This window comes from Escherichia sp. MOD1-EC6300 (genome assembly GCF_002965045.1).
GTDB lineage: Bacteria > Pseudomonadota > Gammaproteobacteria > Enterobacterales > Enterobacteriaceae > Escherichia > Escherichia coli_F.
This window is the reverse complement of record NZ_PTRH01000007.1, coordinates 53,134-76,097: the sequence shown is the minus strand read 5'-3', so window position 1 is coordinate 76,097 and position 22,964 is coordinate 53,134. Positions and strand designations below refer to the sequence as shown.

Annotated in this window: 19 protein-coding genes; 4 read left to right on the top strand and 15 right to left on the bottom strand. The window is 51.5% G+C overall.

Annotated features, from left to right (window positions below; translation table 11 throughout):
- Positions 1 to 92 precede the first annotated feature (92 nt).
- On the top strand, positions 93 to 1,013 hold the full coding sequence (locus BGE37_RS12630; protein ID WP_105277294.1) for an Rpn family recombination-promoting nuclease/putative transposase: 921 nt from the start codon (positions 93 to 95) through the stop codon (positions 1,011 to 1,013).
- A 220-nt stretch (positions 1,014 to 1,233) separates the two neighbouring features.
- Here BGE37_RS12630 and panC read toward each other — a convergent pair whose 3' ends face one another.
- From panC to thpR, 15 genes are all read right to left on the bottom strand, one after another.
- A complete protein-coding gene (panC, locus tag BGE37_RS12625; RefSeq protein ID WP_000905376.1) occupies positions 1,234 to 2,085 on the bottom strand; it encodes a pantoate--beta-alanine ligase in 852 nt (283 codons plus the stop codon).
- Positions 2,086 to 2,096: 11 nt separating this feature from the next.
- Entirely contained in the window at positions 2,097 to 2,891 is a 795-nt protein-coding gene (gene panB, locus BGE37_RS12620; RefSeq protein ID WP_105277295.1) for a 3-methyl-2-oxobutanoate hydroxymethyltransferase, read from the bottom strand.
- Positions 2,892 to 3,008: 117 nt separating this feature from the next.
- The gene (locus tag BGE37_RS12615) at positions 3,009 to 4,241 is read right to left on the bottom strand and encodes a fimbrial protein (protein ID WP_105282170.1); all 1,233 of its coding nucleotides are present in this window, start codon (positions 4,239 to 4,241) and stop codon (positions 3,009 to 3,011) included.
- Positions 4,242 to 4,267: 26 nt separating this feature from the next.
- Positions 4,268 to 4,834, bottom strand: a complete 567-nt coding sequence (locus BGE37_RS12610; RefSeq protein ID WP_231347610.1) for a fimbrial-like protein — start codon at positions 4,832 to 4,834, stop codon at positions 4,268 to 4,270.
- Positions 4,835 to 4,840: 6 nt separating this feature from the next.
- Positions 4,841 to 5,437, bottom strand: a complete 597-nt coding sequence (locus tag BGE37_RS12605) for a fimbrial protein (RefSeq protein ID WP_105277298.1) — start codon at positions 5,435 to 5,437, stop codon at positions 4,841 to 4,843.
- An 11-nt stretch (positions 5,438 to 5,448) separates the two neighbouring features.
- Entirely contained in the window at positions 5,449 to 6,021 is a 573-nt protein-coding gene (locus BGE37_RS12600; RefSeq protein WP_105272028.1) for a fimbrial protein, read from the bottom strand.
- Between the two features lie 16 nt (positions 6,022 to 6,037).
- The gene (locus tag BGE37_RS12595; protein ID WP_105277299.1) at positions 6,038 to 8,644 is read right to left on the bottom strand and encodes an outer membrane usher protein; all 2,607 of its coding nucleotides are present in this window, start codon (positions 8,642 to 8,644) and stop codon (positions 6,038 to 6,040) included.
- A 32-nt stretch (positions 8,645 to 8,676) separates the two neighbouring features.
- Positions 8,677 to 9,411, bottom strand: a complete 735-nt coding sequence (locus BGE37_RS12590; protein WP_105277316.1) for a fimbrial chaperone — start codon at positions 9,409 to 9,411, stop codon at positions 8,677 to 8,679.
- 66 nt (positions 9,412 to 9,477) lie between these two features.
- Positions 9,478 to 10,047: a fimbrial protein gene (locus BGE37_RS12585; RefSeq protein ID WP_032302405.1), complete on the bottom strand. Its 570-nt coding sequence runs from the start codon at positions 10,045 to 10,047 to the stop codon at positions 9,478 to 9,480.
- A 503-nt stretch (positions 10,048 to 10,550) separates the two neighbouring features.
- Positions 10,551 to 11,027: a 2-amino-4-hydroxy-6-hydroxymethyldihydropteridine diphosphokinase gene (folK, locus tag BGE37_RS12580; protein WP_032302406.1), complete on the bottom strand. Its 477-nt coding sequence runs from the start codon at positions 11,025 to 11,027 to the stop codon at positions 10,551 to 10,553.
- Positions 11,024 to 12,421, bottom strand: coding sequence for a polynucleotide adenylyltransferase PcnB (pcnB, locus tag BGE37_RS12575; RefSeq protein WP_203369798.1), 1,398 nt, complete (start codon positions 12,419 to 12,421; stop codon positions 11,024 to 11,026). Before pcnB ends, folK begins: the two co-directional genes overlap by 4 nt.
- 59 nt (positions 12,422 to 12,480) lie before the next feature.
- On the bottom strand, positions 12,481 to 13,377 hold the full coding sequence (gene gluQRS / locus BGE37_RS12570; protein ID WP_170881815.1) for a tRNA glutamyl-Q(34) synthetase GluQRS: 897 nt from the start codon (positions 13,375 to 13,377) through the stop codon (positions 12,481 to 12,483).
- 66 nt (positions 13,378 to 13,443) lie between these two features.
- Positions 13,444 to 13,899: an RNA polymerase-binding protein DksA gene (dksA, locus tag BGE37_RS12565; RefSeq protein ID WP_001155227.1), complete on the bottom strand. Its 456-nt coding sequence runs from the start codon at positions 13,897 to 13,899 to the stop codon at positions 13,444 to 13,446.
- A gap of 177 nt (positions 13,900 to 14,076) precedes the next feature.
- Complete coding sequence (gene sfsA / locus BGE37_RS12560) at positions 14,077 to 14,781, bottom strand: DNA/RNA nuclease SfsA (protein ID WP_000396038.1); 705 nt, start codon at positions 14,779 to 14,781, stop codon at positions 14,077 to 14,079.
- Between the two features lie 14 nt (positions 14,782 to 14,795).
- Positions 14,796 to 15,326 (bottom strand): RNA 2',3'-cyclic phosphodiesterase, encoded by a 531-nt coding sequence (thpR, locus tag BGE37_RS12555; protein ID WP_001294670.1) that lies wholly within the window; start codon positions 15,324 to 15,326, stop codon positions 14,796 to 14,798.
- A 73-nt stretch (positions 15,327 to 15,399) separates the two neighbouring features.
- Here thpR and hrpB point away from each other — a divergent pair, with 73 nt between their 5' ends.
- The 3 genes from hrpB to fhuA all read left to right on the top strand — a co-directional run bounded on the left by hrpB (position 15,400) and on the right by fhuA (position 22,919).
- On the top strand, positions 15,400 to 17,829 hold the full coding sequence (gene hrpB, locus BGE37_RS12550; RefSeq protein ID WP_105288064.1) for an ATP-dependent helicase HrpB: 2,430 nt from the start codon (positions 15,400 to 15,402) through the stop codon (positions 17,827 to 17,829).
- A 93-nt stretch (positions 17,830 to 17,922) separates the two neighbouring features.
- Entirely contained in the window at positions 17,923 to 20,457 is a 2,535-nt protein-coding gene (gene mrcB, locus BGE37_RS12545) for a bifunctional glycosyl transferase/transpeptidase (RefSeq protein ID WP_046081933.1), read from the top strand.
- Positions 20,458 to 20,675: 218 nt separating this feature from the next.
- Positions 20,676 to 22,919 (top strand): ferrichrome porin FhuA, encoded by a 2,244-nt coding sequence (gene fhuA / locus BGE37_RS12540; RefSeq protein WP_000124407.1) that lies wholly within the window; start codon positions 20,676 to 20,678, stop codon positions 22,917 to 22,919.
- Positions 22,920 to 22,964 lie beyond the last annotated feature (45 nt).

The window sequence follows — 22,964 nt, the reverse complement described above, 5'->3', positions numbered from 1 at the left end:
ACGCTGCTCGGTAAACACTAAAGAGGCGGCTGACGACGGCGCGCCTTGACTGGATACTGCCTTCACGCAAGACAACACGGAAGGCAGGGAAGATGGATGCACCGAGTACCACACCGCATGATGCGGTGTTTAAACAATTTTTAATGCACGCGGAAACGGCTCGCGACTTTCTGGATATCCATTTGCCAGCGGAGCTACGCGAACTGTGTGACCTCGACACGCTGCATCTTGAGTCGGGGAGTTTTATTGAAGAAAGCCTGAAAGGGCACAGCACTGACGTGCTCTATTCCGTGCAAATGCAGGGTAATACGGGCTATCTACATGTTGTGATTGAACACCAAAGCAAGCCGGATAAAAAAATGGCGTTTCGCATGATGCGTTATTCTATTGCTGCCATGCACCGGCATCTGGAGGCAGATCACGATAAGCTGCCGCTGGTGGTGCCGATTCTGTTTTATCAGGGCGAGGCCACACCTTATCCGCTCTCAATGTGCTGGTTTGATATGTTTTACTCGCCGGAGCTGGCGCGACGCGTCTATAACAGTCCTTTCCCGCTGGTGGATATCACTATCACACCGGATGACGAAATCATGCAACATCGGCGGATTGCGATTCTCGAACTGCTGCAAAAACATATTCGCCAGCGCGACTTAATGTTATTGCTGGAGCAACTGGTCACGCTGATTGACGAAGGGTACACTAGCGGAAGTCAGTTAGTTGCCATGCAAAACTATATGCTGCAACGCGGTCATACTGAACAAGCGGATTTGTTTTATGGTGTGGTGAGAGACAGGGAAACGGGAGGGGAGTCTATGATGACGTTGGCGCAGTGGTTTGAAGAGAAGGGAATTGAGAAGGGAATTGAGAAGGGGATTGAGAAGGGGATTCAGCTGGGAAGACAGGAGGAAAGGCAAGAATTCGCCCTGCGTCTTCTGAGTAAAGGAATGTCTCGGGAAGACGTTGCAGAGATGGCAAATTTACCTCTTGCTGAGCTTGATAAGCTGATTAACTAAATTGCCTGCGATATGAATAATCGCTTACAGACGTCATCGCCATGATGTGGGGCAAATTAATAATTGGCGCCATCAGCCGTAGCGCCAGTTATACTCGTCATACTTCAAGTTGCATGTGCTGCGTCTGCGTTCGCTCACCCCAGTCACTTACTTATGTAAGCTCCTGGGGATTCACTCGCTTGCCGCCTTCCTGCAACTTGAATTATTTAGAGTATAAGTATTACGCCAGTTCGACGATTTTGTTGTCGATCAGGCGAGCATCGCCAAGCCAGGCGGCTACCAGAATCACCGCTCGTTTGCTGTTTTCAGCGATTTCCAGCAAGGTGTCGGCATCGCGAATCTGAATATCATCGGAACGGAAACCTTTTTCATTCAATTCTTGCCCGGCAATAGCAATAATTTCATCGAGATCCCGTTCGCCAGCCTGCAATTTGTCGGCAATTGAACTTAAGACCTTGTACAGACCCGGCGCAATTTTACGTTGTTCCGCCGTCAGATAGCCGTTACGGGAACTGAGCGCCAGACCGTCTTTCGCGCGCATAATCGGCACTCCGACAATCTCAATATCGAAGCCCATATCGGCAACCATTTTGCGGATCAGTGCCAGTTGCTGAAAATCCTTTTCACCGAAGCAGGCGATGTCCGGCTGGACCAGGTTGAACAGTTTGCTGACGATGGTCGATACGCCGCGAAAATGTCCTGGACGGCTGGCACCTTCCAGCATGGTGGAAAGGCCTGGAACATCGACATAGGTGTGGGTTTCTGTACCGTTCGGATAGATCTCTTTTACCGAGGGAGCGAAAACCAGATCCACTTTACGTTTGTTTAGTTTCTCGCAGTCTTCCTGCAAAGTGCGTGGATAACGAGCCAGATCTTCCGGGCGGTCAAACTGCATCGGGTTAACGAAAATACTGACGACGACCACATCGGCGCGGGCTTTGGCTTCGTCGACCAGCTTCATATGACCATCGTGCAGGTTACCCATAGTAGGCACCAGCGCCACGCGTTTGCCTTCCATTCGCAGGCGGCGAATTTGCTGACGCAGCAACGGCAGGGTTTCGATAATTAACACAACGTGACTCCTTAATGGAAACTGTGTTCTTCGCCCGGATAAACACCGGACTCCACTTCAGCTATATACTGACGCACTGCTGCGCGGATGTCGCCCGCTTCAGCAAGGAAATTTTTTGCAAATTTAGGGATATGGCCGCCGGTAATACCGAACGCGTCGTGCATCACGAGGATTTGCCCGTCGGTGACGTTGCCCGCGCCAATACCGATTACCGGAATCGCCAGCGCTTCGGTAATGCGTTTCGCCAGTTCAACCGGCACGCATTCCAGCACCAGCAACTGTGCACCAGCGGCTTCTAAGGCTAACGCATCGCTGAGCAGTTGATCGCCCGCTTCATCGCCACGCCCTTGTACTTTGTAGCCGCCAAATATATTCACTGACTGTGGGGTTAAACCTAAATGACCACACACCGGAACTGCGCGTTCAGTCAGCATTTGTACCGTCTCAACCAACCATGCGCCGCCTTCAATTTTGACCATATTGGCTCCGGCACGCATTACTGTGGCGGCATTTTCAAAGGCCTGTTCCGGGGTGGAGTACGCCATAAACGGCAGGTCGGCCAGCAGCAGGCAATTTGGTGCGCCACGACGTACGGCAGCAGTGTGGTAGGCGATATCTTGAACGGTTACCGGGAGTGTGGAGTCGTGCCCCTGAACAGTCATGCCCAGCGAATCGCCAACCAACATCACGTTAAGTCCTTCTTCGGCAAACAATTTAGCGAAGCTGTAGTCGTAAGCGGTAATAGTGGCGAAGCGTTTTTTTTCTTGTTTGTATTTGTTCAGCAAGGAGATGGTGGTCGGTTTCATCATAACCCCTGTTAGTCATAAGTGTTATCTATAGGATTGGCGCATTGTAGGGGATGTCAGTGATGAGTGTTAGCCCTTTGTGGTCAAAACCGGCAGGGGGCCTGCCGGTAGCGGGGCTCAGGGGTAGGTGATAGAGAAAACGGCGGTCGCTTTGAAATCCCCGCCTCTGATTTGTTGATTGTTGTCTTGTTTGAGAGTGGCGACAAAATTTAGCGTTTGATTTGCTGCGGTTCCCGATGTGCCTGAACCAATAATGCCATTCGACGTGTCAGCTGTATCGACATAGGCTTTATAAACAGAATGGGTGTCATTAGGGTGAAGAACTACCTCGGCATAATGTGAGTTCGATTTTCCTTTTATCTCCACGCCTACGCCGTTGGCGGCATTGGCTTCGGCGGTTAACGAGTTACCCAATAACGCAGCCGACATTGCAGGGGCGCCGGTAGTCATTTTGACCTCGATATTGGTGACCCGGAAACAGTTCTTTAGTGCTATACCAAAAGGGATACCGTCAACGCCATCAAGGATGTCTTTGGGGTTGTATTCACCGAGGCTGACTGTATCTCCCTGAACTGTATTCCCCGAAACGACCGCTGAGGTACAGGTTGGCGAGCTAAGCGTAACATTCCCCATGTTGAACGTCTGATAAATATAGTGCGATGTCAATGCACCACCAGGCGCTGCATTTGTCACTGAATAGTGATATCCCTTGTTGCTCAGTAAAGCGATGCTACCTGTCGTATTGGGATTGAAGGTGCCATCATTATAAAACTCAATATCAATTTTACTGACCAGACCGCCTACGGCTGTGTAATTCCCCAGATCGGCGACGCATACGGAATGCTCGGGCGTTAATGTCAATGTTTGTTGGGGGGTATCACCGATATAGATATCGCTGCTGGAGGTTGTTTTGAATGAGCTTACATTGTACATGTGCATCCTGAAGTAGAGACCCTGCACATTGGTTTTAAAGAGCTTGTGGCCATCTGCACTCACCAGAGCATCAACGAAATGGCTCTCCAGGGTTAATGGTGTTCCCATTCCGCCAGCGCCACAGTAAATCAGGCTATTTCCTGATGAGTTTGTATCCACCCAACCCAGCTGGAGCCTGATGTTGCTACTTTGTAGCCCCGCTGAGGTTGGGATCACTATCTGATTTGCCCCGGTACTGAACGTTGCCGTTGCGCTGCCATCCCCCTGTGGACCGGAATTATTTTCCGTCGAACCTGAATAGGTTTTGTTGCCGACGATTATTGTGTTGGCAGAGTGCAGGCAGCCTGAATAGAAGGACAACAGAACCAGCAGTGTTCGACACCACTGCTTAGACCGGGAAAAGTATTGCGTGTTCATCTCTTCATCCTTGAGAGTGATATAGATTATTCATAATAAACCCCAACAAATACGCTCGCTTTTACCACGCCGCTGGTTACCGCTTGTGTAGGGTCAATTTTTTGCATCCGAGCGTAAAAGTGGTATGTCGCGTTAGCGATCGTTTCGGGCGTCACGGGGTAAATACTTTGCGGTTGACCACGCGTGTCGAGCACATTGAAAATATGCTGTGCGTCCTCGGTCGATAAAATAACCACGCCGACATTTTTTGCACCGTTGACCTGCTGGTTGGCGAATACCTGGAGGTTGGTTGGCGCAAGGGTGCCTGCCAAAGGCGTAAAGCTGACGGTCAGGTGGGCCGGATTTTTCCCCGCTACCTGCGCGCAGTCGCTGACGGTAATATAAAAGGGGTGCCCGCCAGAATAGACGCGATCGACAGAGGTATTATTATTCAGATAGCTATAATCCACTGTGCCTAAATCAATATTTCCATTATTGTCGAGCGTGACCCGGCAACTGGTGCTGATGATATTGGCAGTCATATTAATATTGGTACTGGCTGCAATGACGTTGTAAGAAAACCAAAACGCAATCATGTAGATAACTGTTTTCATAATCATCTACTCATAGGTCACAGAAAAGACTGCATTAGTGGAGAATTGCCCGGCGCGTACATCAGCGATGGTGTTATCGGAAGCTACTACAATCCGGGCACTGAGCGGCCATTGGACAATATTCGAGCCTGTTGCCGCAGCTAAATCAACAATACTGGTCGGTTTGGTTTTACAATTAAGCTGAATGCTGCCCTGACCTTCTGGCTGATTGGTCGTCCACACTTCAACCGCAACACCGGTTGCCGCATCATCGTCCGCCGTCGTCAGTGCATTACGGTATCCGCCACCGGTACTGGAAGCGCCATCGCAGCCCGTCTGTGCAGAAAGCACAACTTTTGCCTGATCCTTTGCTAACCCTTCGCAGTTTGAAAACACCAGGCTGAAGTTCTGGTATTTCGATTTAGCGGAAAGCTCGTTGAGATAGACATCGCCAATAGCGATGGTGGTGGCTTGCTGATCCTGCGCATCGCGTAATTCCGCCGTGCAGGTACTGGCAGTGACCTTAGCACGTACCGTAACGTCCATAGAGCTACTGGCGGCGTGGCCGATGGCGATATATCCAAAGCACAGCAGCAAGACAAAGGTTATATTGTGATAATTCATAAACAAACCTGCTATTGGTAGGTAAAGACGAAAGTCACTTTGGCCTGGAATTGGCCTGTGGTGATCGTATTCCCGGTGGTGGTCTGACGAAGCATGGCTGTAAGATCTAATCCATTACTTATTTCATCATTCGTCCAGGTAACTCGCTGGCTACCGTTGAGTTTAAAGCGGAGATTTTCATCAGCGTTCATACGTTTAATACCAAGACCAACATAGTTGGTATGTCCGGAAACGGTCTGGTCATTACCGATTAACGAATCTGTATAGCTGCTGACTGCGCCATTGAGGGTCATCGACAGGCCGGAAATATAGTTATTACAATTGCTGGCAAGGATTTTAAAATTAGCCTCCGACAGTGACGATTTATTCACAATGTCTGAAACACCCATATCAGGCAGATCCAGATAATAGTTATTTGTTGCGGTATCACCGCTGATATTGGCCCCATTCAATGCGTTGAGCGTCATGGCACAGGTCGTCTCTTTGATGGTCGCGGTAAAGTTCACCGAAAGATCGGTTGCCAGTGCGGGGCGCAGACAAAGCGACGTCAGCAGCAGCAGGGGCGGTAGTAAAAAAGCTCTCATTTCCTCTCCTGGAACATTATTGCTGGGTGCATGGCACGCCGTTGAGTACGATGGTTTTACCGGTCATGGTGGGTGATGACGGTATCTGATAATGAATACGGCACTGCTGGCGACTATTTTTCTCATACCAGGTGACCGTCAGTTCACCGCTGTCGGCAATGCCGCGTACAAATGCCTGACTGCCCTGACCGACGGTCCCGATAGAGGTCCCTTTTTCGTCGGTAATATCGGAAGCAAACGGCACGGGCTGATTGTTGCTACGCAGTAAATTGAGAATGGCGGAGCGCCCGGTATCGGTGTCAAAGTGGCTGAAAATGACGGAACCCTGGCGCGGAATGGCGACGCTACTGGTGTTTTTGAGCTCCACGTCGTTATCCAGATCGTTAACATCGAGCGCGACGGTATTTTCCCGGTACGGTGACAGTGAACTGGTCACGCCGTAGCCAAAACGGTCGATGGTGCTGTTACCAAAGTTAATGCGCGCGCCTTTTGCACCCGGGGCGTTGATCAGCGCCAACGTGTCAGAGTCGGTAAAACTGTCGTTACTGAAGGTCAGACCGTGGCGGTGGAGTACAAAACCGCCATCGGTGCTGAGCCCATACTGACGTGAGCGATCGCTGCTGGTGGAGGCTGAGCCTGAAAATGTTCCCCACGGCGACTCATAGCTGGTATAACCGCTGATACTTTTCAGGCTGTCGCTGTTTTTCTGCACGTTATAGGCGGTATTCACGCTGTAACTCCAGCGATTATCCTGGCTGTAGCCCGAGGCATTGGCGTTAAATTGTGAGCTCCCTTTCATGTCGCTGTTAACGCTGGTGTTCAGGGTTTTGAACCCGCCCTGATGGCTATCGCGGCCAAGCAGTTTATCAAGCGGAATGGTCACACTCAGATAAATCGAGTCATCCTTCTTATTGTCTTCATCGTATGTCCGTTGCAGGCTGACGCTGTAGCTCGCCCAGTTAAAGGCATTGCTGTAGCCAAAGGCAAAACTGCTCTGTGATTCGTTGGTTACCCAGTAATCTGTCCATGTGCCATTCACATAGAAAGAGCCATAGTCACGTTCATCACTTTTTAACGTTTGATTAATGCTAACGCTGAACTGATTTTTCATGCGTGCATAACTGACAATCCCCGAATAGCCTTCTTCATCAGGATGGTTGGCAGAATTAATCAGCGTTAACGCGTCGTTCAGCCCCAGATAGTTTTCAGTGGAGTAGCGATAGGCGGCAATGTTGAGTGAGGTTTCGGTCGGGGCGAAATATTTGTTCCATGAAACACGGTAACTCTGTCCACTATAGGTTTTATCGTCAGGAATTTCGGCATGAGACTGAGTAACATCGAAGGAGAAAGCGCCCAGCGATGTATTCATGCCCACCCCTAATAAACCGGCCCAGTAACCGTTATCGGTCATTTGCAGGCCGGTGTAGCCGGTGAAGGTGTTACTCAACCCGTAATAGTAGGTACCTTGCAGCAGGTTAGGTTTATCCTGGAGTTCCGCTTTATTGACCTCACCGGCGCTGATATCCCATTTGCCCACGCCGGGACGCATCATCTGGATCACCGATGAATAAGCCTGACTAAACGTACGTTTTGAACCGTCCGATTCGGTGATGGTCACCTCGAGATCGGCGCCGAACCCTGCCGGCGTGAGATCGTCAATCGCGAATGGACCAGGCGGCACGGTCGTTTCATAAATTTTATAACCGTTTTGGGTGATCGTGACTTTCGCGTTAGAGTTTGCCACGCCACGGATAACAGGCGCATACGACGCCAGCGTAGGGGGCAACATGCGGCTTTCGCTATAGAGTCGCAGCCCGCGAATAGGCACCGAGTCGAAGGTTTCTCCTGTGGTATTGGTTTCACCCATTACCAGCTGAGAGCGGAGCGCGGCGATATCGCGTTGCAGATATTTATCCTGAAATTCAAAACTGCCGCCGTCTTCTTTGTCCCACGAATAGTTACCATGTGAGCGAAAATGCCATCCCCATAAATTGATACCGCCCATCAGTCCGGCGTAGCTGGTTTCTGTGGTTTGATTGGGGGATTCACTGCGCCAGCCGTTAAGGGTGTAAGAGAGCATTGCGGCATTGATGCCTTCATCCCACAGCGACGGATCGACATAGTTGGCATAGGTTCTCTGCAGCCAGATTTGCGGCATGCTGATATCAAGCCGCTGATCGTTGCTATTGTAAGCGACGCTCGATTGCGGAATAGCAACCTCTACGTTCAGGCAATCCTGCGCAGCATTTTCGCGTTTTTGCAAAATTGCGTTATCCGCTAACTTTTCTGGCTGGCGAATATGCAGTTGTAATAATGTGTTGGTGGAGATACAGGGCTGAGCAGCGTGTTCAGGGTCTAATTCAATAAACTCGATTTTCAGATTGGCGCTGGCCTGGTTATTAATAAACACGCTGACGTCATAGCGCCCCGGCAATGTTGCGTTACCTTTGCTGTAACGATTGACATCAATATCTCTGGCACCTGCGCCCATCAGGAACGTGTTATCAAACTCAACGGTCTCGTTTGCCCCCCACACATTTTGTGTGCAGGGCAGCAGGCTACACGCAATCAGGCAAGCGAGCGGCGATCGTTGAATTCTTTTGCCATCGTGGGGGATCTTCATTGTACGATCTCAGCCGATCTCGTCTGTGGGCATCAAAGTTTGACTTTGCCGTCAATGCCACCGCCAAAATCATTAATGGCTGAGTACTCAACTGTTGCGCCAGACACAGAACGGGGAGCGCCTTTTACCACCATTTCCGCACTGCTTTTGGGCTCGACCATACTGCTTTCCACGGTATATTTATTACCGCCTGAGGCAAGGGTAATACTGCTGAATGAGACGTGATAAGGCGTTGGGTTTGTTGCCTGCAACACCACTTTTCCGGCTGAAGACTGGAGACGCCAGGTTAACTGTTTTGGTGCATCAGCCGGGTTACCCGCCAGGCCGGTTGGGCGATAGAACAGCTTGATACGGGTACGGAAAGCCAATTGCAGAATGTTTTTTCCCTTGGCATCGGCATCGTTCATCTTGGGGGGAACTTCCAGCGCATTGAACCAATAAACGCTTTCGCGATCGGCTGGAAGGGTCTGGCTGGCGCTCCAGGCAATTTTAACCGTTTGGCCTTTTTTACCATCAACGCGGGAAACCGGCGGCGTCACGGTAAAAGGCACTTTCAGTGTGCTGGGGTCGGCATTTTCGCTGCCGGTATCAATCCAGGTCTGAACTAATAGTGGGCGGGCACCTTTGTTTTCCATGCGCAATGTGACGTCTTTCTGGTCGGCATTATAAATAATGCGCGTACCGGAAAGCACAATATCTGCTTGCGCGGTGAGGCTGAAAACGGCTGTCGATGCGACGAAAGCAGTGGAAACAATAAACTGACACATCCTGGTCATAACACTATCCTTATTGAGTGACCCAACAGCCCGTGGGCTGTCGGGTGATGCAGATATTTACTGGTAAGTCACTGTATAAGCGGCGTTGGTTTTGACATAACCTGCCGTTGCGTTAACTGTTGCTGCCTGTTTTACATATGACGCTTTAAAGTTGTAAACCGCTTTGCCGTTGGTAAACAGCAGGTTTTTAACATCAGTGCTGTCGTTCACTCTCATCTGTTCGTAGGTAGTGGCATCGGTAAGGTAGTGAATGGCAATCGCGACCCCGGTAGCCGCCTGGCTAATGGAGAGATCGTTGTTCAGAGTGCCCTGACTGTTGCTGAAGAACACGGAACCCATGCTCAGATTGGCAGAGGCGCCCTGTGGATCGTCCGAGCAATCGATCGTAATAGAGAAGGCTTCCGGTTTTGCGCCAGGGCTGGCAAGTTGGACAACACCGGCCTGATTAACTTCAGTGGTTGTGGCGGTTTGCAGGGTAATCTGACCGTCCTGGGCGCCACCGTTGACGTGCAAGACGCAAGTGTTGTCACTCACCAAACCCGCGAAATCTAATTGACCGCCATCCAGCGCGAAAGCAGAAGTGGTGAACATCACTAATGCCGCAGCAATAGCACTTTTTTTTAACATGGGAATATCCTTATAAAAATTAATGGGGGTGATTTTTCTCACCAATACTTATTATAAATGTCACGCTCTTTAAAGAGAAATATCTTCGGTGAATGTATTTTATGATTTATTATCATTATGCATTTTATGAATGTATTTGGTGAGGTTGGGCAGATTTAAATAATATGATGATACGCTGTAGAAATTAATAATCACGCGTTAAGGACTGGTCGTTGTATGCTCTTGTTGCCCCGTCCCAGCCTGACAGAATCCAGTTAAGCGCTATCCAGTGCTAATACCGGGAGTGAGGCATAGTACCCAGAATAAACTGGTTCATTATCATTAAAAACCTCTTATAAAGAGAAAAGTTAATATAGGTAATGAAAATATATTTGCCGTAATTATATGTTTAATGCTGTTTTTTTGTGATTTTTATGATGGGGGAGAGAGAATTAATTCATTGAAACTATAAAATAATATTATACAACATTGCATTACCCAATACGCTTTTCCAGAAATGTGGTTTACCAGTGCTGTGGGCAGGGAGGGAAAGTAGTGAGTCTTGCTTGCAGCGTTTCACCATCAGGAAACACCAGTTCCGGCGCGATCTCAAACAGCGGCCACAACATAAATCCACGATTCTTCATATCATAGTGCGGAACGGTCAGGCGCTCAGTGTTTATGACCTGATTACCAAACAACATGATATCAAGATCGAGCGTGCGCGGTCCCCAGCGTTCAGCTTTGCGGACGCGACCTTGCTGCAACTCAATACGCTGTGTGTGGTTGAGGAGTTCTTCAGCTGTAAGAGAGGTTTCCAGCGCCACGGCTGCGTTTAAGTAATCGGGTTGATCTTGCGGCCCCAGTGGTGGGGTGCGGTAAAACGAAGAAACGGCAAGAATGCGGCTTTCAGGAATGTCATCTATTGCCTTCAGGGCAGCATTGACCTGCTCCAGCGGAGAGGCCAGATTGCTGCCGATAGCAATATACGCCACTGTCATGCGGTGCCCTCACGGCGCGGCGCACGTCTGCGCGGGCGACGAGTACGACGACGCGGTGACGGTTCTTCATCCAGTTCGTTAAGCATCCCTTTTTGGTCCGGCGGCGCGGAAACCTGGAACTCACCCCACCATTTCGCCAGACGTTGTAGCTCGGCGTTGCGTTCTACTTCAGCACGCAGTGCCAGCAGGTCATAAGCGGCACGGAACTTCGGATGTTCGAGTAATTTCCATGCGCGTTTACCCTGACGGCGGGACATGCGCAACTGTAACTGCCAGATATCACGCGTTAAAGTGGTTAGCCGTTTCGGGATCGCCAGTGAACGGCAGGCTTCGTCTAACACATCGTTCATTGCCAGCGCGAAAGCGTCGTGATAAGTCAGGCCGCTCTCTTGCGCGATTTTCTGTGCTGTTTCCAGCAGGGGATACCAGAACATGGCGGCAAACAGGAACGCCGGGTTGACGCGCATATCGTTATGAATACGCGTGTCAGTATTCTTCAGCACCTGCTCAATGATCCGCTCCATTGGACTGTCACCATTTTCCGTAAAGTAGCGGGTAATGGTCGGGAACAGCGGCTGGAACAGATGGTATTCACACAACAGTTTATAGGTTTCGTAACCGTAGCCCGCTTGTAGCAGTTTAAGCGATTCTTCAAACAGGCGTGCAGGAGGAATATCGTTCAGCAGGGTAGCCAGGCGTGGGATCGGTTCTGCGGTTTCCGGGCTGATGCGCATGCCCAATTTGGCGGCAAAACGAACCGCGCGCAGCATACGTACCGGATCTTCACGGTAGCGCGTTTCCGGGTTACCAATCAGACGGATAACGCCGTCCTTCAGATCCTTCATGCCGCCAACGTAATCACGGACGGTAAAATCTGCCACGCTGTAATACAGACTATTAATAGTGAAATCGCGGCGCTGGGCGTCTTCTTCGATGGAACCGAAAATGTTGTCGCGCAGCAACATGCCGTTTTGCCCGCGTTGGGAGGTCGTACGGTCGCTGACGTTACCTTCGTGATGTCCCCGGAAGGTCGCAACTTCGATAATCTCCGGGCCAAACATCACATGAGCCAGACGGAAACGGCGACCCACCAGGCGGCAGTTACGGAACAGTTTGCGCACTTGCTCTGGCGTGGCGTTAGTAGTCACGTCAAAATCTTTCGGCTTTTTGCCAAGTAACAGGTCGCGCACGCCGCCGCCAACCAGCCAGGCTTCGTATCCCGCTTTATTGAGCCTGTACATTACCTTCAGGGCATTTTCACTGATATCTTTGCGGGAAATAGCATGCTGCTCACGCGGGATCACCGTCACCTGTGGACGGGCGACTGCCTGTTCAGCCTCGCTTTCCTCGCGGCTTAGCACCTTGCGGCAAAAATTAGCGACTCGGGTAAAAATAGTACACCTCGGTAGTGTCAAACATCATTCAGGACAAAAAAATAGCGGCTAATCATAGCTCAGCATGACGCATTTGAGAATGTTGAATTTACAATTGCCGACTCAGGCACTGCGGTGAGCCGCCAGTTTTTGACGGCTGACTGGAGAATTTGCGCGACGCTGAAATCCTGCCAGTGTGTTTCTGCCTGCTGGCCCAGAAATTGAAGTGCCGCGATTAACACCGGCCGAGGATCGCCTTTTGGCAACGCAGGCGCATGATTCTGCTTGGAAAGTTTAGCGCCTTGTGGATTAAGTGCCAGTGGCAAATGAATGTAATCTGGCACCTGCCAGCCAAAAAGCTGGTACAGCGAGATTTGGCGCACCGTGGGTTCGATCAAATCCGCGCCACGAACAATTTCTGTCACGCCCTGGTAGTGATCGTCAACGACCACCGCCAGGTTATAGGCAAATAGACCATCACGACGATGAATAATAAAATCTTCCCGCGCCAGTTTTTGGTCGGCATGAATAATGCCGCGCAGCTGGTCAGTAAACTGGGTGACCGGATGCTGCTGGCGAATACGTACAGCAGCGTTTTCTGGCCCATGATGCAACTCCCGGCAATGACCGTCGTAAATACCGCCAATGCTTTGAATACGTGCGCGCGTGCAGGTGCAGTAATAACTTAACCCTTGCTCATGTAACCATGCGAGTGCTTCGCGATAGGCGTTGTGACGTTGCGATTGCCAGAGAACATCGCCGTCCCAGTGTAAACCGTAATGTTCCAGCTGGCGCAGGATGGTCTCTGCGGCACCGGGAACTTCACGAGGCGGATCGATATCTTCAATGCGAACAAGCCAGCGACCTTGCCGGGCGCGAGCCTGTAGAAAGCTTCCAAGCGCGGCAATCAGAGAGCCAAAATGAAGCTCGCCGGAAGGAGAGGGGGCAAAGCGGCCAATATAGTGTGTGTCTGTCATCTCGTTGAACAAAAAATAAGGCGGGAGCATTTCCCGCCTGTGGTAAACGTGATGGAACGGCTGTAATTAGCCAGCCATTTGTTTTTCGCGAATTTCAGCCAGCGTTTTGCAGTCAATGCACAGATCGGCTGTCGGGCGCGCTTCCAGACGACGAATACCAATTTCAACACCGCAGGACTCGCAGTAGCCGAAATCTTCGTCTTCCACTTTTTTCAGCGTTTTCTCGATCTTTTTGATCAGCTTACGCTCGCGATCGCGGTTACGCAGTTCGAGGCTGAACTCTTCTTCCTGGGCTGCACGGTCTACCGGATCCGGGAAGTTGGCTGCTTCATCCTGCATATGTGTAACGGTGCGATCGACTTCATCCCTGAGTTGATTACGCCATGCTTCCAGAATACGACGGAAGTGCGCCAGCTGGGCTTCGTTCATATACTCTTCGCCCGGCTTCTCCTGATATGGCTCCACCCCAGCGATGGCGAGAATACTCAGGGACGATGTTTTACGGTTTTGCCCTTCTTGCATGTTGCTTCTCCTTAACACGCACTATCGATCCCCATGTTCGGGGGAAAAATGAGGCCGCTATAAATAGCAGAAGCTTTTCCGGATAGCAATTATCTAAACGTAACACTTGACAACTGTGTGAGGAAAAGCGTATTTGCGCACGCGACCAGAATGTAAATTAACCAGTTACTTACTCTACTACAATGTAACCGGCAGTGATTTTTTAAGAGCCATGCCTTCAGCAGAAAGTTCTGCTTTGTAAGCCAGAATTTCTACCCCCCTCTGTTGAGCTTCTGACAATAGTTGCGCGTATTTCTCATCGATGTGGCGCGCGGGTGAAAACCGTGTAATGGCTGAATGCAGCACGGCGAAAAAGATAACCGCACGCTGGCCTTCAGCCGCTACGCTCATCAACTCCCGAAGGTGTTTCTGACCTCGTTCAGTGACCGCATCGGGAAAATATCCCTGTTCGTTCTCCGCTAACGTAACCGATTTCACTTCAATATAGCAGTCTGGACGCGAATCCGCCTGCAACATAAAGTCAATACGGCTGCGTTCGGCGCCGTATTTTACTTCGCTTTTCAGAGAGCTATATCCTGACAGTTCTGAAATGGATTCATTAAGGATAGCCTCTTTCGTCAACCTGTTAGCCCAAAGTGTATTGACGCAAATAAATGCGCCGCTTTGGCTTTGGGTTAACTCCCAGGTGTGTGGGTATTTCCGTTTGGTGTTGTCTGAAGTCGAATACCAGACGGTATCGCCAGGCGTTGCACAACCGGTCATGGCTCCCGTATTCGGGCAGTGTAGCGTTAATTCGCGACCATCGGGTGTGATCACATCGGCTAAAAAACGTTTGTAACGCTGAATTAGCGTCGCGCGCTGTAGAGGGGGAGAAAATTCCATTACGACAATCCTTGTTATTGCGTTAGCGCCCAGCGTTTTAGCGGCGTGTAGCGTGTGCGCCCACGGGCAAACGAGGAGGCGTAAAGGGTGAACTCCGTCACCGTATACGACCAGTTAAAGCCTGGCGGCGGGATTGTCACCGCCTCGCTGGCGTCGCGCAATAAGGTGATATGTGGATGAAACGGTCGATTGCTTTGAAAACAACCGCTGCGTGCAGCTTGTGAACGAAGCATATTCGCCAACTGGATTAAGCCGCGTGGCGGCTGACGCATCCCTAACCATACCACACGCGAACGCAGCCACTGACCGGCGTCATCAAGCGTGAGTGTGAAACCGGGCTGACGAATCCGTCCGGCTAAAAGAGAAAGCGCCTTCTCTTTCTCTGCGCTGACTTCGCCTAAAAATGCCAGTGTCAGATGTAAATTATCGGCGGCGACCGGACGTCCCGCGTCTGGTGGGAACTGTGCGGCGCGCCAGTGGATAATCTGTTCGCGTATTTCTGCAGGTAAGTCGATAGCAAAGAACAGCCGTTGCGGTTCAGACATGTGAGGTACTCGGTTATGCATTACCGCGATGCTACAATGTGGCGCGAAGAATGTTAACCCTCTGGAGCGTTTTGTGTCGTCGTTGCCCGTTGCCGCCGTCTTACCTGAGTTACTTGCTGCCCTCGATGGTGCACCGCAGGTGTTATTAAGTGCGCCGACCGGGGCCGGGAAATCAACCTGGCTGCCGCTGCAACTGCTGGCGCATCCCGGCATTAACGGAAAAATTATCCTGCTGGAGCCGCGTCGCCTGGCGGCGCGTAACGTTGCGCAACGACTGGCGGAACTGCTTAACGAAAAAACAGGTGATACGGTAGGCTACCGGATGCGCGCGCAAAACTGTGTCGGGCCAAATACTCGCCTGGAAGTAGTTACCGAAGGCGTGTTGACGCGCATGATCCAGCGTGACCCTGAACTGAGCGGCGTTGGATTGGTGATCCTCGATGAGTTTCATGAGCGCAGCTTGCAGGCGGATCTGGCGTTGGCGCTGTTACTCGATGTGCAACAAGGTCTGCGTGATGACCTTAAACTACTGATTATGTCGGCTACGCTGGACAATGACCGCTTGCAGCAGATGCTGCCAGAAGCGCCCGTCGTCATCTCAGAAGGGCGCTCATTTCCGGTTGAACGCCGATATTTACCGCTGCTCGCTCATCAGCGTTTTGATGAAGCCGTGGCGGTTGCCACCGCCGAATTGCTGCATCAGGAAAGCGGCTCATTACTGTTATTTTTACCTGGTGTCGGAGAAATTCAGCGCGTTCAGGAACAACTAGCTTCGCGCATCGGTAGTGATGTGTTGCTCTGCCCGCTGTATGGCGCGTTGTCGCTGAACGATCAGCGAAAAGCGATCCTTCCGGCACCAGAAGGGATGCGCAAAGTGGTGCTGGCAACCAATATTGCTGAAACCAGTTTAACCATCGAAGGTATTCGTCTGGTGGTGGATTGTGCTCAGGAACGTGTGGCGCGCTTTGATCCGCGCACGGGGCTAACGCGGCTGATTACCCAACGCATTAGCCAGGCATCAATGACGCAACGCGCCGGGCGTGCCGGACGTCTGGAGCCGGGGATCTGTTTACATTTAATCGCCAAAGAACAAGCAGAACGCGCCTCCGCGCAAAGTGAACCGGAAATCTTACAAAGCGATCTCTCCGGTTTGCTGATGGAATTACTGCAATGGGGATGCAGCGATCCGACGCAGATGAGCTGGCTGGATCAACCGCCAGCCGTGAATTTACAGGCCGCGAAACGCCTGTTACGGATGCTGGGGGCGATGGACGGTGAACGGCTAAGCACGAAAGGGCAGAAAATGGCGACGCTGGGTAACGATCCGCGTTTAGCGGCAATGCTGGTGAGCGCAAGGAGCGACGACGAAGCTGCTACCGCTGCAAAAATTGCCGCTATTCTCGAAGAGCCACCACGGATGGGCAATATCGATCTGGATGTGGCGTTTTCGCGCAATCAACCTGCCTGGCAGCAACGTAGCCAGCAACTGTTAAAACGTTTAAACGTACGCGGCGGTGAGGCAGACAGTTCTCTTATCGCGCCGCTACTTGCCGGGGCGTATGCCGATCGCATTGCTCGTCGCCGTGGGCAAGATGGACGCTATCAACTGGCAAACGGCATGGGGGCAATGCTCGATGCCGACGATGCGCTAAGCCGCCACGAATGGTTGATCGCACCGTTATTATTGCAGGGCAGCGCCTCGCCGGATGCGCGGATTTTACTGGCGCTACCGGTCGATATCGATGAATTAGTACAACGCTGTCCGCAGTTGGTACAGCAGTCTGACACTGTGGAGTGGGATGATGCGCAAGGTACGCTGAAAGCGTGGCGTCGGCTGCAAATCGGTCAGTTGACGGTGAAAGTGCAGCCGCTGGCGAAACCCTCGGAAGACGAGTTGCATCAGGCAATGCTTAACGGCATTCGTGATAAAGGTTTAAGCGTGCTCAACTGGACGGCGGAAGCGGAACAGCTACGCTTGCGTTTGTTATGCGCCGCAAAGTGGTTGCCGGAATATGACTGGCCAGCGGTTGATGATGCAAGTTTGTTGGCGACGCTGGAAACGTGGCTACTGCCGCATATGGCAGGCGTACATTCGCTACGCGGCCTGAAATCACTCGATATTTATCAGGCGCTACGCGGATTACTTGATTGGGGGATGCAGCAACGTCTGGATAGTGAATTGCCTGCGCATTACACTGTGCCGACGGGGAGCCGGATCGCCATTCGTTACCATGAAGATAACCCGCCCGCGCTGGCGGTGAGAATGCAGGAGATGTTTGGCGAGGCCACCAATCCGACGATCGCCCAGGGGCGTGTGCCGCTGGTGCTGGAGTTGCTTTCTCCTGCCCAAAGGCCGCTGCAAATCACACGAGATTTGAGCGCCTTCTGGAAAGGTGCGTATCGCGAGGTGCAAAAAGAGATGAAAGGGCGTTATCCCAAACACGTCTGGCCGGATGATCCGGCAAATACCGCACCGACGCGACGGACGAAAAAGTATTCATGAAGACCAAAGTAAATTTGAGAGATATCTTCTTCTGTCTTGTTACAGAAGAACAGAAAATCGGGCTTTTGCGCCTGAATATTGCGGAGAAAAAGCATGGCCGGGAATGACCGCGAGCCAATTGGACGCAAAGGGAAACCGACGCGTCCGGTCAAACAAAAGGTAAGCCGTCGTCGTTATGAAGATGACGATGATTACGACGATTATGATGACTATGAGGATGAAGAACCGATGCCGCGCAAAGGTAAGGGCAAAGGCAAAGGGCGTAAGCCTCGTGGCAAACGCGGCTGGCTATGGCTACTGCTAAAACTTGCTATCGTTTTTGCCGTGCTGATCGCCATTTACGGCGTTTATCTCGATCAAAAAATTCGTAGCCGTATTGATGGCAAAGTCTGGCAATTGCCTGCGGCTGTTTATGGCCGAATGGTCAACCTTGAGCCAGACATGACCATCAGCAAAAACGAGATGGTGAAACTGCTGGAGGCGACCCAGTATCGTCAGGTGTCGAAAATGACCCGTCCTGGCGAATTTACCGTGCAGGCCAACAGCATTGAAATGATCCGCCGTCCGTTTGATTTCCCGGACAGTAAAGAAGGGCAGGTGCGTGCACGTCTGACCTTTGATGGCGATCATCTGGCGACCATCGTCAATATGGAGAACAACCGTCAGTTCGGTTTCTTCCGTCTTGATCCGCGCCTGATCACCATGATCTCCTCACCAAACGGCGAGCAGCGTCTGTTTGTGCCGCGCAGTGGGTTCCCGGATTTGCTGGTGGATACGTTGTTGGCGACTGAAGACCGTCATTTCTACGAGCATGATGGGATCAGTCTCTACTCCATCGGACGAGCGGTGCTGGCAAACCTGACCGCCGGACGCACGGTGCAGGGAGCGAGTACGCTGACGCAACAGTTGGTGAAAAACCTGTTCCTCTCCAGCGAACGTTCTTACTGGCGTAAAGCTAACGAAGCCTACATGGCGCTGATTATGGATGCGCGTTACAGCAAAGACCGCATTCTTGAGCTGTATATGAACGAGGTGTATCTCGGTCAGAGCGGCGACAACGAAATCCGCGGTTTCCCGCTGGCGAGCCTGTACTACTTTGGTCGCCCGGTAGAAGAGCTGAGTCTCGACCAGCAGGCGCTGTTGGTTGGTATGGTGAAAGGGGCGTCGATCTATAACCCGTGGCGTAACCCGAAACTGGCGCTGGAGCGACGTAATCTGGTACTGCGTCTGCTGCAACAACAGCAGATTATTGATCAAGAGCTCTATGACATGTTGAGTGCACGTCCGCTGGGCGTTCAGCCGCGCGGTGGGGTAATCTCTCCACAGCCAGCCTTTATGCAGCTGGTGCGTCAGGAGTTGCAGGCAAAACTGGGCGATAAGGTAAAAGATCTCTCCGGCGTGAAGATCTTCACAACCTTTGACTCGGTGGCCCAGGACGCGGCAGAAAAAGCCGCCGTGGAAGGCATTCCGGCACTGAAGAAACAGCGTAAGTTGAGCGATCTTGAAACCGCGATTGTGGTCGTCGACCGCTTTAGTGGTGAAGTTCGTGCGATGGTCGGTGGTTCTGAGCCGCAGTTTGCGGGTTACAACCGTGCGATGCAGGCGCGTCGTTCGATTGGTTCTCTTGCAAAACCAGCGACTTATCTGACGGCCTTAAGCCAGCCGAAAATCTATCGCCTGAACACGTGGATTGCCGATGCGCCAATCGCGCTGCGTCAGCCGAATGGCCAGGTCTGGTCACCGCAGAACGATGACCGTCGTTATAGCGAAAGTGGCAGAGTGATGCTGGTGGATGCGTTGACACGTTCGATGAACGTGCCGACGGTGAATCTGGGGATGGCGCTGGGTCTGCCTGCGGTTACGGATACCTGGATTAAACTGGGCGTACCGAAAGATCAGCTGCATCCGGTTCCGGCAATGCTGCTGGGGGCGTTGAACTTAACGCCAATTGAAGTGGCGCAGGCGTTCCAGACCATCGCTAGTGGTGGTAACCGAGCACCGCTTTCTGCGCTGCGTTCGGTAATCGCGGAAGATGGCAAGGTACTGTATCAGAGCTTCCCGCAGGCGGAACGCGCTGTTCCGGCTCAGGCGGCGTATCTGACACTATGGACCATGCAGCAGGTAGTACAACGCGGTACGGGACGTCAGCTTGGGGCGAAATATCCAAATCTGCATCTGGCAGGGAAAACGGGTACTACCAACAACAACGTAGATACCTGGTTTGCGGGCATTGACGGCAGCACGGTGACCATCACCTGGGTAGGCCGTGATAACAACCAGCCGACCAAACTGTATGGAGCCAGCGGGGCAATGTCGATTTATCAGCGTTATCTGGCTAACCAGACGCCAACACCGCTGAATCTTGTTCCACCAGAAGATATTGCAGATATGGGCGTGGACTACGACGGCAACTTTGTTTGCAGCGGTGGCATGCGTGTCTTGCCGGTCTGGACCAGCGATCCGCAATCGCTGTGCCAGCAGAGTGAGATTCAGCAGCAACCGTCAGGCAATCCGTTTGATCAGTCTTCTCAGCCGCAGCAACAGCCGCAACAGCAACCTGCTCAGCAAGAGCAGAAAGACAGTGACGGCGTAGCAGGTTGGATCAAGGATATGTTTGGTAGTAATTAACGTCTAAGCTGACATACCGGATGGCGAGTCGCCATCCGGTAAAATAACATCCTACCCAAAGTATTAACCCTTTCTTTTCATCTGATTGTTTATTAACCCCTCAGGAATGCTCAGATTGCGTACCGCTTGCGAACCCGCCAGCGTTTCGAATATTATCTCATCTTTATAATAATCATTCTCGTTTACGTTATCATTCACTTTACATCAGAGATATACCAATGGCGCGTTCCAAAACTGCTCAGCCAAAACACTCACTGCGTAAAATCGCAGTTGTAGTAGCCACAGCGGTTAGCGGCATGTCTGTTTATGCACAGGCAGCGGTTGAACCGAAAGAAGACACTATCACCGTTACCGCTGCACCAGCGCCGCAAGAAAGCGCATGGGGGCCAGCTGCAACTATTGCGGCGCGACAGTCCGCTACCGGCACCAAAACCGATACACCGATTCAAAAAGTGCCGCAGTCAATTTCTGTTGTCACTGCCGAAGAAATGGCGCTGCATCAGCCTAAGTCAGTAAAAGAAGCGCTTAGCTATACGCCAGGCGTTTCGGTCGGTACGCGTGGTGCATCAAACACTTATGATCATTTGATTATTCGTGGTTTTGCAGCAGAAGGCCAAAGCCAGAATAACTATCTGAATGGTCTGAAGTTGCAAGGCAACTTCTATAACGATGCAGTTATTGACCCGTATATGCTGGAACGCGCTGAAATTATGCGTGGCCCTGTTTCTGTTCTTTACGGTAAAAGTAGCCCTGGCGGCCTGTTAAATATGGTCAGCAAGCGCCCAACCACCGAACCGCTGAAAGAAATCCAATTTAAAGCGGGCACAGACAGCCTGTTCCAGACCGGTTTCGACTTTAGCGATGCGCTGGATGATGACGGCGTTTACTCTTATCGTCTGACCGGACTGGCGCGCTCTGCCAATGCCCAGCAAAAGGGCGCGGAAGAGCAGCGTTATGCCATTGCGCCAGCGTTTACCTGGCGTCCGGATGATAAAACCAATTTCACCTTCCTTTCTTACTTCCAGAACGAGCCGGAAACCGGTTATTACGGCTGGCTGCCGAAAGAGGGAACCGTTGAGCCGCTGCCGAACGGTAAGCGTCTGCCGACAGATTTTAACGAAGGGGCGAAGAACAACACCTATTCTCGTAATGAGAAGATGGTGGGCTACAGCTTCGATCACGAATTTAACGACACCTTTACTGTGCGTCAGAACCTGCGCTTTGCTGAAAACAAAACCTCGCAAAACAGCGTTTATGGTTACGGCGTCTGCTCCGATCCGGCGAATGCTTACAGCAAACAGTGTGCCGCTTTAGCGCCAGCCGATAAAGGTCACTACCTGGCACGTAAATACGTCGTTGATGATGAGAAGCTGCAAAACTTCTCCGTTGATACCCAGTTGCAGAGCAAGTTTGCCACTGGCGATATCGACCACACTCTGCTGACCGGTGTCGACTTTATGCGTATGCGTAATGACATCAACGCCTGGTTTGGTTACGACGACTCCGTACCGCTGCTCGATCTGTACAATCCGGTGAATACCGATTTCGACTTCAATGCGAAAGATCCGGCAAACTCCGGCCCTTACCGCATTCTGAATAAGCAGAAACAAACGGGTGTTTATGTTCAGGATCAGGCGCAGTGGGATAAAGTGCTGGTCACCCTGGGCGGTCGTTATGACTGGGCGGATCAAGAGTCTCATAACCGCGTTGAAGGGACGACCGATAAACGTGATGACAAACAGTTTACCTGGCGTGGTGGTGTTAACTACCTGTTTGATAATGGTGTAACACCTTACTTCAGCTATAGCGAATCGTTTGAACCTTCTTCACAAGTTGGGAAGGATGGTAATATTTTTGCGCCGTCTAAAGGTAAGCAGTATGAGGTCGGCGTGAAATATGTACCGGAAGATCGCCCAATTGTGGTTACTGGTGCTGTGTATAATCTCACTAAAACCAACAACCTGATGGCGGACCCTGAGGGTTCCTTCTTCTCGGTTGAAGGTGGTGAAATCCGCGCGCGTGGCGTAGAAATCGAAGCGAAAGCGGCGCTGTCGGCGAGTGTTAACGTAGTTGGTTCTTATACTTACACCGATGCAGAATACACCACCGACACTACCTATAAAGGCAATACGCCTGCGCAGGTGCCAAAACATATGGCTTCGCTGTGGGCTGACTACACCTTCTTTGATGGTCCGCTTTCTGGCCTGACGCTGGGTACTGGTGGTCGTTATACTGGCTCCAGCTATGGTGATCCGGCTAACTCCTTTAAAGTGGGAAGTTATACGGTCGTGGATGCGTTAGTGCGTTATGATCTGGCGCGGGTCGGCATGGCTGGCTCCAACGTGGCGCTGCATGTCAACAACCTGTTCGATCGTGAATACGTCGCCAGCTGCTTTAATACCTATGGCTGCTTCTGGGGCGCAGAACGTCAGGTCGTTGCAACCGCAACCTTCCGTTTCTAATTTCTCTTTTGGGGCACGGATTTCCGTGCCCGTTTCACAAGTTGG

Bases quoted from the DNA above. Each gene is read 5' to 3' on its own strand.
- BGE37_RS12630 (WP_105277294.1), top strand. From the start codon at position 93: ATGGATGCACCGAGTACCACACCGCATGATGCGGTGTTTAAACAATTT.
- panB (WP_105277295.1), bottom strand. From the start codon at position 2,891: ATGAAACCGACCACCATCTCCTTGCTGAACAAATACAAACAAGAAAAA.
- BGE37_RS12615 (WP_105282170.1), bottom strand. From the start codon at position 4,241: ATGAACACGCAATACTTTTCCCGGTCTAAGCAGTGGTGTCGAACACTG.
- BGE37_RS12610 (WP_231347610.1), bottom strand. From the start codon at position 4,834: ATGAAAACAGTTATCTACATGATTGCGTTTTGGTTTTCTTACAACGTC.
- BGE37_RS12605 (WP_105277298.1), bottom strand. From the start codon at position 5,437: ATGAATTATCACAATATAACCTTTGTCTTGCTGCTGTGCTTTGGATAT.
- BGE37_RS12600 (WP_105272028.1), bottom strand. From the start codon at position 6,021: ATGAGAGCTTTTTTACTACCGCCCCTGCTGCTGCTGACGTCGCTTTGT.
- BGE37_RS12595 (WP_105277299.1), bottom strand. From the start codon at position 8,644: ATGAAGATCCCCCACGATGGCAAAAGAATTCAACGATCGCCGCTCGCT.
- BGE37_RS12590 (WP_105277316.1), bottom strand. From the start codon at position 9,411: ATGTGTCAGTTTATTGTTTCCACTGCTTTCGTCGCATCGACAGCCGTT.
- BGE37_RS12585 (WP_032302405.1), bottom strand. From the start codon at position 10,047: ATGTTAAAAAAAAGTGCTATTGCTGCGGCATTAGTGATGTTCACCACT.
- folK (WP_032302406.1), bottom strand. From the start codon at position 11,027: ATGACAGTGGCGTATATTGCTATCGGCAGCAATCTGGCCTCTCCGCTG.
- gluQRS (WP_170881815.1), bottom strand. From the start codon at position 13,377: ATGACAGACACACACTATATTGGCCGCTTTGCCCCCTCTCCTTCCGGC.
- dksA (WP_001155227.1), bottom strand. From the start codon at position 13,899: ATGCAAGAAGGGCAAAACCGTAAAACATCGTCCCTGAGTATTCTCGCC.
- sfsA (WP_000396038.1), bottom strand. From the start codon at position 14,781: ATGGAATTTTCTCCCCCTCTACAGCGCGCGACGCTAATTCAGCGTTAC.
- thpR (WP_001294670.1), bottom strand. From the start codon at position 15,326: ATGTCTGAACCGCAACGGCTGTTCTTTGCTATCGACTTACCTGCAGAA.
- mrcB (WP_046081933.1), top strand. From the start codon at position 17,923: ATGGCCGGGAATGACCGCGAGCCAATTGGACGCAAAGGGAAACCGACG.
- fhuA (WP_000124407.1), top strand. From the start codon at position 20,676: ATGGCGCGTTCCAAAACTGCTCAGCCAAAACACTCACTGCGTAAAATC.